Origin of the sequence: Segeticoccus rhizosphaerae (genome assembly GCF_009192725.1) — a bacterium.
Lineage (GTDB): Bacteria > Actinomycetota > Actinomycetes > Actinomycetales > Dermatophilaceae > Segeticoccus > Segeticoccus rhizosphaerae.
In genome coordinates, this window is the sequence record NZ_VOHR01000285.1 from 1 (window position 1) to 4796 (window position 4796).

At 70.4% G+C, this 4796-nt stretch carries 3 protein-coding genes; all 3 read right to left on the minus strand.

Annotated features, from left to right (window positions below; all coding sequences use genetic code 11):
- The coding region (locus tag FRW57_RS17310; protein ID WP_152186577.1) for a phosphatase PAP2 family protein at positions 1-661 on the minus strand (661 nt) is incomplete at its 3' end.
- Between the two features lie 270 nt (positions 662-931).
- Complete coding sequence (locus FRW57_RS17315) at positions 932-3463, minus strand: ATP-dependent Clp protease ATP-binding subunit (protein ID WP_152186578.1); 2532 nt, start codon at positions 3461-3463, stop codon at positions 932-934.
- A gap of 303 nt (positions 3464-3766) precedes the next feature.
- Positions 3767-4796, minus strand: a 1030-nt coding sequence (locus FRW57_RS17320; RefSeq protein WP_238999473.1) for an ABC transporter ATP-binding protein, incomplete at its 5' end; no start/stop codon positions are given.

Below are 4796 nucleotides of genomic sequence, written 5' to 3' on the forward strand. Positions count from 1 at the left end.
CCGCGATCAGCAGCGCGACGGCGGCCCACACGACACACACCGCGACTGCCGCGATCACGTCGCTCGGGCGGTGCCAGCGTGCGACGACCGTGCCCACGCCGATCAGCGTGGCGGCGCACGCGCCGACCAGCGTGACGGGGGTTCGCAGCCAGGTCGGTGACACCAGCAGGGCGGCCAGGGCGAGGGAGACCACCACGGTCGTGTGCCCGCTCGGCAGGCCGTTGAGGGTGCCGAGCCCGAAGTCCGTCCGCGACAGCAGCTCGTGCTTGAGCAGCTGCGTGCTGAGGTTGGCGCCGGCCACCAGCACCAGCGCGGCTATGGACAGCGCCCAACGCCGGCGCGCGAGCGCCAGCACCATGCAACCGAGCACGACCAGCGCCACCGTCCCGACCGAGACGGTGTTGAGCACCTCGTGCGCGTTCTGCACCGTGTCCTGGGGACCGCTGACGGCGAACATCGCCTCGCGGTCGACCCGCTGACCCTCGTAGGTGCGCAGCGCGACATACGCCGTCACGACGAAGAGGGCCAGGGCGACCAGGCCTGCCAGCGCCGCCTCCCCGACCAGCCGTCCCCGTCCCTGGCGTCGCCCACCCTGGGCCGGCCGGAGCGGCTGGGGCGCCTCCCCACGAAGGGTGCGAGGCGGCTCGCCGGCGGGATCCATGCTGACAGTCTCCCCGACGCGCGGCCCCGGGCGGGTCGCCACACCCTGCGAGGGATCATTGCGAGGTTGCATGCCCGTAGGACGTCCGAAACCTCGCGATGATTCCCCCGTGGGACGTGGCGTGATGTGGCACACGGCGCCTCGCCACGGCGCCGCCGGGGTCTGCCGGCAGACGAAGGGGCCGGGCGCGTGGTGCGCCCGGCCCCTTCCAGCCTGCTCGGTATGCGCGGCCGCGTCACCTTGGCAGGTGGGCGGCCGGCATACCGCCGATCACTCCGTGCCGGTGGCGGTGGACCCCGACGTGGTGCCGGCCGCCTCGACCGGCAGCGAGTCCGGCGCGTGGGTGTGCGGCGTGCCCTTGAAGGTGAACGACGCGGACTTGCCCTCGCCCTCGGTGCCGACGAGGACGATCTCGCCGGTCGCGACCTCGCCGTAGAGGATCTTCTCGGACAGCACGTCCTCGATGTCCCGCTGGATCGCCCGACGCAGCGGACGGGCGCCGAGCACCGGGTCGTAGCCCCGCTTGGCGAGCAGCTGCTTGGCCGAGGGCGTGAGCTCGATGCCCATGTCCTTGTCCTTGAGCCGCAGGTCGAGCTTGGCGATCATCAGGTCGACGATCGCGACGATCTCGTCCTGCGTCAGCTGCGGGAAGACGATCGTGTCGTCCACGCGGTTGAGGAACTCCGGCCGGAAGTGCTGCTTGAGCTCGTCGTTGACCTTGTTCTTCATCTTCTCGTAGCTCGAGTGCACGTCACCGCCCGAGGCGAACCCGAGCGAGACGCCCTTGGCGATGTCCCGCGTGCCGAGGTTGGTCGTCATGAGGATGACGGTGTTCTTGAAGTCGACCACCCGGCCCTGGGAGTCGGTGAGCCGGCCGTCCTCGAGGATCTGCAACAGCGAGTTGAAGATGTCGGGGTGAGCCTTCTCGACCTCGTCGAAGAGCACGACGGAGAACGGCTTGCGGCGCACCTTCTCGGTGAGCTGACCGCCCTCCTCGTAGCCGACGTAGCCGGGAGGGGACCCGAACAGCCGCGAGACCGTGTGCTTCTCGGAGTACTCGCTCATGTCCAGCTGGATCAGGCTGTCCTCGTCGCCGAACAGGAACTCCGCCAGCGTCTTGGCCAGCTCGGTCTTGCCGACGCCGGTGGGCCCGGCGAAGATGAACGAGCCGCCGGGACGGTGCGGGTCCTTCAGGCCGGCGCGGGTGCGCCGGATCGCCTGGGACAGGGCCTTGATGGCCTCGTCCATGCCGACGATGCGCTTGTGCAGCTCGTCCTCCATGTGGAGCAGCCGCGAGGACTCCTCCTCGGTGAGCTTGAAGACCGGGATGCCGGTCGAGGCGGCCAGGACCTCGGCGATGAGCTCCTCGTCGACCTCGGCGACGACGTCCATGTCGCCGGACTTCCACTCCTTCTCGCGGTGCGCCTTCTCCTCGAGCAGGTGCTTCTCGTCGTCGCGTAGGGACGCGGCCTTCTCGAAGTCCTGCCCGTCGATCGCCGACTCCTTCTCGCGGCGGACGTGCGCGATCTTGTCGTCGAACTCGCGCAGGTCCGGCGGTGCGGTCATCCGGCGGATCCGCAACCGCGCACCGGCCTCGTCGATCAGGTCGATCGCCTTGTCCGGCAGGAACCGGTCGTTGATGTAGCGGTCGGCCATGTTGGCGGCCGCGACCAGCGCGCCGTCGGTGATGGAGACCCGGTGGTGCGCCTCATAGCGGTCACGCAGCCCCTTGAGGATCTCGATCGCGTGGGCCAGGTCGGGTTCGTTGACCTGGATCGGCTGGAACCGGCGCTCGAGCGCGGCGTCCTTCTCGATGTGCTTGCGGTACTCGTCCAGCGTGGTGGCACCGATGGTCTGCAGCTCGCCGCGGGCCAGCATCGGCTTGAGGATGCTGGCGGCGTCGATCGCGCCCTCCGCGGCACCCGCCCCGACGAGGGTGTGGATCTCGTCGATGAACAGGATGATGTCGCCGCGGGTGCGGATCTCCTTGAGCACCTTCTTGAGGCGCTCCTCGAAGTCACCGCGGTAGCGGGATCCCGCCACGAGCGCGCCGAGGTCGAGCGTGTAGAGCTGCTTGTCCTTCAGCGTCTCGGGCACGTCGCCGCGCACCACGTCCTGCGCGAGGCCCTCGACGACGGCGGTCTTGCCGACGCCGGGCTCCCCGATCAGGACCGGGTTGTTCTTGGTGCGGCGCGACAGGACCTGCATGACGCGCTCGATCTCCTTGGCGCGTCCGATGACCGGGTCGAGCTTGCCCTCGCGGGCGGCCTGGGTCAGGTTGCGGCCGAACTGGTCGAGCACCAGCGAGCCGGCAGGGGTGCCCTCCTGGGAGGCGCCGACGCCCGCGCCCTGGGGCTCCTTGCCCTGGTAGCCGGACAGCAGCTGGATGACCTGCTGGCGGACCTTGTTGAGGTCGGCGCCGAGCTTGACCAGCACCTGCGCCGCGACGCCCTCGCCCTCACGGATGAGGCCGAGCAGGATGTGCTCGGTGCCGATGTAGTTGTGGCCGAGCTGGAGCCCCTCGCGCAGGGACAGCTCGAGGACCTTCTTGGCGCGCGGGGTGAAGGGGATGTGCCCGGACGGGGCCTGCTGGCCCTGACCGATGATCTCCTGCACCTGTCCGCGGACGTCGTCGAGCGAGATGCCGAGGCTCTCCAGAGCCTTGGCGGCGACACCTTCGCCCTCATGAATCAGGCCGAGCAGGATGTGCTCGGTCCCGATGTAGTTGTGGTTGAGCATGCGCGCTTCCTCCTGCGCAAGCACCACCACCCGGCGGGCCCGGTCGGTGAACCGTTCGAACATCGCTTTCGCTCCTCGCTATCGAGAGATACCTCGATGCTATCTGTGCTTTCGTGCGCACACACCCCACGTCCGCGGGGTCTGGTGCCTGTGGGAGCCAACGTGCCCGTATGCCGGTCTGTTCCGCTGCGTGGGTGAGCACGCCACGTGTTCGCCCACGGCGTAGCGACAGCGACCCGAGTCGGAACCCGGAGGCTCGCGCTCCGGGTCGACCGGCCGGCATACGGTCTGGACCCTCGGCCCATCATCGTTGTGGTTTCGTTGCCGAGGGCGACGTCCCTGTCACGATGATCGGCGCGACTCGGTTCAGTCGGCGGGGGCGGCCAGGGCGGAGTCGACCGGGACGGCGGCGGTGAGGGGAACCGCCGCGAGGAGCGTCCGGGTGTAGTCGTGCTGCGGGTGCAACAGCACGTCCTCGACCGGGCCGGACTCGACGATCTTGCCCTCGTACATCACCATCACCCGGTCGGCGATGTTCCAGGCCAGGCCGAGGTCGTGCGTGATGACCAGCGCTCCGAGGCCGAGAGTGCGGCGCAGCTGGAGCAGCAGCCCCAGGATCTCGCCGCGCACCGAGGCGTCCAAGGAGGCCACCGGCTCGTCGGCGACGAGGAACTCCGGCTCGAGCGCCAGGGCGCCGGCGATGACCACCCGCTGCAGCTGGCCACCGGACAGCTCGGCGGGGATGGCCGAGAAGAAGTCCTCCGGCGGTGAGAGCTCGGCCTTGGCCAGCGCCTCGCTCACCAGCTCGCGCTCCCGGGCGTCCATCCCGTGGATGCGCAGACCCTCGGCGACGGACTCGTAGACCGAGTGCTTGGGGTTGAGGGCGCTGGCCGGGTCCTGCAGCACCAGCTGGACCTGCCGCCGGAACTCCTTGAGCGCACCGGCCCTGGCGGGCAGCGCCTCCCCGCGGTAGTACACGTCACCCCGCGTCGGAGGCTGCAGCCGCAACAGGGCCCGGGCCAGGGTCGTCTTGCCCGACCCGGACTGGCCGACCAGGGCCGTGATCTCGCCGCGCCGGCACTCCAGCGAGACGTCGTCGACCGCCTTGACCAGGCCGTGCTTGGTGTGGAAGGCGACGGACAGGCCACGCGCCTCCAGCAGCACCTCGCCCGGTCCGGTGTGCCGGCCGGCCCCGCTCGACGTCGCGCCCTCGCCTTCAGGGGACTCCGCCTCCTCGGCCGCGGCGGCGTGCTGCTCGGCCGGCTCACCAGAGGCCGCACCGCCCCTCGCCCGGTCGGCGGCGCCTCGCTCCCTCACCTGCTCGGCGGTCTCGGCACCGGCGAAGTCCCGCCGCGACACCGGGTGCATGCGCGACGCGGGGTCGCCGATCCGGTGG